Raw genomic sequence first — 4,043 nt, forward strand, 5'->3', positions numbered from 1 at the left:
GCGTGGCTCGCCTGCCAGCAGGCGCGCGATCAGATCGGTCTCCTCGACGCCGCTGTCCTTGTCGACAAGCCGGAACAACGAGGCGATGGGCCTGCCCCTGGCTGCGGCCAGCGAGCAGGCAAGCAGCCGCTCCGCCCCGGCATTCATATAGTCAAGCCGCCCCTCGGCATCGGTGCTGATGACGGCCTGGCCGATCGAGGCCAGCGTGATCTGGGCACGCTCGCGCTCGGCGTTGAGGGCGCTCTGAAACGCCTGGCGCTGTATCATCAGCTTGCGCGTGCGCCAGACGACGAGCAGGATAAGCAGGGCGGCGGTGGCGAGATTGGCCGCCGTCAGCGCCATCTTGATGAAGCGCGATCCCTCGCCGAGGCTGTCGGAAAAGGCCTTGGCCAGCGGCCCGATCTGGCGGTCGAGCTGGTGGATTTTCGCCTTCCAGAGGCTGATCTCGGCTGGCGTTGCCGGCTCTTTTTCCAGCCTTCGATTCATCTTGTCGCCAAGTCCCTCGATGGCGAGGATCATCTCGTCGGCATCCCTCCAGTGGCGGATCGCGGTGTCGAGATAGCTGACGCCGCGGAAATTCCGGAACAGCCAGATCAGGCCGTCAACATCGTCGGGATGGTTGTTGCCGCCGAGAAAGCCAAGCCGGGCCGCATTCGTGTCGGGCTCGGCCTGTTCGAGCGCCAGCCGCGCGGCGCGATCGGCGAGCGGCACGGCGATGGCTTGACGATGTTCGTTGAAATATTCCTGCCGGCCGGTATCGGCATAGAGGTTCAGGAAGTAGATGGCGTGCTTCTGGCCTTTCGACCATTGGCTTTCGCCGCCGACATAGGCGCGGACCGCCGATAATGTGTGGAGGCTGAGGGTTGCGACCAGCGCCTGGGTCAGGACCACCGCGACGAAGGGCCAGACCAGCCCTATCAGACGCGGACCGGCATCGGTCGACGAGAACTTCATCCCATTCCCATGGAGCTCGTTCTGCTCCCCCGGCGTCTGTCCGACTAGCTCATCCGTCGGTTGAGACGATATTTTTCTCCGCATGTCGCCCCGTTGCCGGCGACATCGATCCAGATAGCGCGCCTGGCTTAACGGCCGATAAACTTGTCCGGTACTTGTTTCATGAATTGTTGCCTGGCAGACGCTTACGCCGGGTGATGCGATGTATTGATCCGTGTTGCCGGTGCGCGGAAGAAAAAGCCGGCAAATCAACCCGATAGCGTTATACCGCAGTCCTCTCTCAGCGCTTGGCCCTCGATCTGTTGAGGGTCACGGCTTCGCGTACGAGCGCCTTCAGCGCATCGGCGTCGATCGTGTCGCCTTGCTTGAAATCGATGGCGCGCCTCGTGTTGCCTTCGAGGCTGGAGTTGAAGAGCTTCTTGGGGTCGGGCAGCGCCGCGCCTCTGGCGAAGGTCAGCTTGACGACGGCCTTGTAGGTCTCGCCGGTGCAGATGATGCCGGCATCCTCCCAAACCGGCACGCCGCGCCATTTCCATGTCTCGACGGCTTCCGGCGCGGCCTGGCGGATCAGGGCGCGGAGCCGGGCAAGCATCTCGCCGCGCCAGTCGCCCAGTTCCTCGATCCTTCTATCGATCAGCTCGGACGCAGACCTGCCGTCCTGCTCGCCGTCTTTTTGCATGTCTGGTTTCTCCTCAATGCCGGATATCACTCGCCGCCGTGGTCCTTCGGGAGGGCGGCGCTTGATCCTTCCTTGCGCTTACATCCGTTCGCCGGGCAGCCGGCTCGCCTGTTTCACCCAGGAAACGAACCGCTTCTCGTCGAGCCGATCGTCCTCATGGATATGCAAATAGCGCGTGTCCCCGCTCTTGGATTCGACCGGAGGCACGGGGTCCAGCGACAGGCCGCGGAAGAACGCCACCTTGATGTAGCTGGCGAAGCAATGGATGCCGAGAAACCAGCCTTCGTCCTTCATGCCGTAGAGTGGCGAATTCCATTTGACGGCCTTCTGCACGTTGGGAATGGCTTGCACGATGAGCTGGTCGAGCCGGCGCCCGACCTCGCTCTTCCAGCCCGGCATCGCCGCGATATAGGCCTGCACGGGAGCGTCGCCATGGCCCTTGGCGATCTGCGGATTGCCGCCTGAAAGCAGGACCGGCTTCTCGTGCGGAGATGCGTCGGCTTTCGATTTCGCCTTCGCCATCAGGCCGATCCCGTGCGCTCGGGCGACGGCTCGCCGCGCCTTCTGGCGGCATAGGGCAGCACGAACATGTAGAGTCCGCTGAACAAAAGCAGGAAAAGCGGGATCAACGGCGAATAGACGATCCAGGCGGGCGGCGGGCCCATGGCCATGGCGGCGAAATTGGCAATGACGGTGACGGTGAAGATGATCGACAGCCAGCGATGAAGCTGCCTGATCCACTTGCTCCAGCTCAATGTAACCTCCCTTGCAAATGACGAGACGGATCGAGGCGCCTACCAGCGCGCCAGCTGCGAAAGCTGGACGAGGTTGCCGCAGGTGTCGTTGAGCTGCGCGATGGTGGCGCCGGTCACCGCCGTCGGCGCCATGGCAAAATTGCCGCCCTTGGCCTTAATGCGCTCGTGGTCGGCCTTGATGTCGTCGCCGAACAGCATCAGCGCCGGCTGGCCCTGCTTGAAGATGGCCTGCTGACAGGTCTTTGCCGCCGGATTGTCATTGAGTGCCAGCTGCAGTTCGGTGCCATCCGGATCGTCGGGCGAGGTGACGGTCAGCCAGCGGAATGGACCGTTGGTGAAATCCGCCTTCCTGGTGAAGCCCAGAACGCCGGTGTAGAAGGCGAGGGCCTTCTCCTGGTCGTCGACATAGATGCTGGTCAACTTGATCTTCATTTCGATATCTCCATGGCTTACGCCTGCGGTGTGCCGCCCCGCCAAACAGTGTGTTGTTCCGAGCAGTCCTGCTGTTGGCGGCGACCTTCAGTCGAGCCGCGAAAGGACCTCTTCCAAGGTCGCCAGGTATCTCTTCCAGCCGACGGTGGCGCCGCGGTAATACGGCTCCTGATCCGTGCGGAAGCCGACCTGCTCCATACGCAGATGCGTGCCCGTGCCCGTCGGGGTCAGCGTCCAGGTGACCACGCTCTCGAGGTCCTTGGTGTCCCAACTGTAGGACAGCGTCCGGTTCGGTTCGACCGTCCGCACCTGGCAGTCGACGCCGCCCCATTCCGCGCTCAGATTGAAGCGATGGTCCACGACCGGCTTGAAGTTGTTCTTCATCAGCCACTCCTCGATGAGATGCGGTTGGGTGAGCGCGCGCCAAATCTTTTCCGGCGCAAAAGGTATCTCGCGCTCGACGATGACGGAGCGCGTTGCGGCTTCGTTCATTGATCCATCCTTTTGAGCAGGTCTTCGAGATCGTCGAACCGGCTTTCCCAAAACCCCGCCATGTCGCGCGTCCAATCCATCAACGGCGCAAGCGCCTTGAGCTGCGCGCTGTAATGGGTCTGGCGCCCTTCATGGCGGTCGCGCACCAGCCCCGCTTCCTTGAGCACGCCCAGATGCTTCGACACCGCCGGCTGCGACACACCGGCCTGCGCGGTGAGGGCTCCGACCGTCTGCTCGCCCTGGCGACAGAGACGTTCGAAGATGGCGCGCCGCGTCGGATCGGCAAGCGTCCTGAACAGCATATCGTGCGTGGCCGGCATCTCAGATCGATAACCCGTTGGCTATTGATTGACGTATAACCATCGGGATATATGTGAGTCAAGCAGAAACCTGGACGGCGCTAGTTGCCGGCGCCCGCGTTGAGGGCTGCCACGTCCAGCATGAAGGCATCCTCGCCGAAGGCGCGGGTAGCGCGCGCGGCGGCTTCCAGCAGCGGGCGTTTCATGCGCTCGAGAAAGGCCGCGTCGACGCGCGTGCTCGGCCCTGCGAGCGTCAGCGCGCCGAGCAGTGTGCGTCCTGGTCCGAAGACGGGCGCGGATATGCCGGCGGTCTGCGGGTCGCGGTCGCCGATCGAGATGTAGTTGTAGGTGTTGCGGATCGTTTCGTAGGGCTCGCCCTCCTGGCCCGAAAAGGCGGCAAGCACCCGGCCGCCGGAGCCGACAAGCAGAGGC

7 protein-coding genes and 1 pseudogene are annotated in these 4,043 nt (G+C 63.2%); all 8 read right to left on the reverse strand.

What is annotated here, in order from left to right:
- The coding region (locus EOA28_RS27130; protein ID WP_148670872.1) for a PAS domain-containing protein at nucleotides 1-954 on the reverse strand (954 nt) is incomplete at its 3' end.
- Between the two features lie 280 nt (nucleotides 955-1,234).
- On the reverse strand, nucleotides 1,235-1,633 hold the full coding sequence (locus EOA28_RS27135; protein ID WP_126081209.1) for a DUF1801 domain-containing protein: 399 nt from the start codon (nucleotides 1,631-1,633) through the stop codon (nucleotides 1,235-1,237).
- A gap of 78 nt (nucleotides 1,634-1,711) precedes the next feature.
- Nucleotides 1,712-2,155 carry a DUF1801 domain-containing protein gene (locus tag EOA28_RS27140; RefSeq protein ID WP_127249509.1) on the reverse strand — a complete coding sequence of 148 codons (444 nt, stop codon included), beginning with the start codon at nucleotides 2,153-2,155 and terminating at the stop codon, nucleotides 1,712-1,714.
- A complete protein-coding gene (locus EOA28_RS27145) occupies nucleotides 2,155-2,388 on the reverse strand; it encodes a hypothetical protein (RefSeq protein ID WP_126081211.1) in 234 nt (77 codons plus the stop codon). The genes EOA28_RS27140 and EOA28_RS27145 overlap by 1 nt, the downstream gene beginning before the upstream one ends.
- A gap of 39 nt (nucleotides 2,389-2,427) precedes the next feature.
- A complete protein-coding gene (locus EOA28_RS27150) occupies nucleotides 2,428-2,820 on the reverse strand; it encodes a VOC family protein (protein ID WP_127249508.1) in 393 nt (130 codons plus the stop codon).
- 87 nt (nucleotides 2,821-2,907) lie between these two features.
- A complete protein-coding gene (locus EOA28_RS27155) occupies nucleotides 2,908-3,312 on the reverse strand; it encodes an SRPBCC domain-containing protein (RefSeq protein ID WP_127249507.1) in 405 nt (134 codons plus the stop codon).
- On the reverse strand, nucleotides 3,309-3,632 hold the full coding sequence (locus EOA28_RS27160; RefSeq protein ID WP_126081213.1) for a metalloregulator ArsR/SmtB family transcription factor: 324 nt from the start codon (nucleotides 3,630-3,632) through the stop codon (nucleotides 3,309-3,311). Before EOA28_RS27160 ends, EOA28_RS27155 begins: the two co-directional genes overlap by 4 nt.
- 80 nt (nucleotides 3,633-3,712) lie before the next feature.
- A pseudogene (locus EOA28_RS27165) lies at nucleotides 3,713-4,043 on the reverse strand (IclR family transcriptional regulator); the annotation flags it as partial.

The organism is Mesorhizobium sp. M2A.F.Ca.ET.067.02.1.1 (assembly GCF_004023285.1).
Taxonomy (GTDB): domain Bacteria; phylum Pseudomonadota; class Alphaproteobacteria; order Rhizobiales; family Rhizobiaceae; genus Mesorhizobium.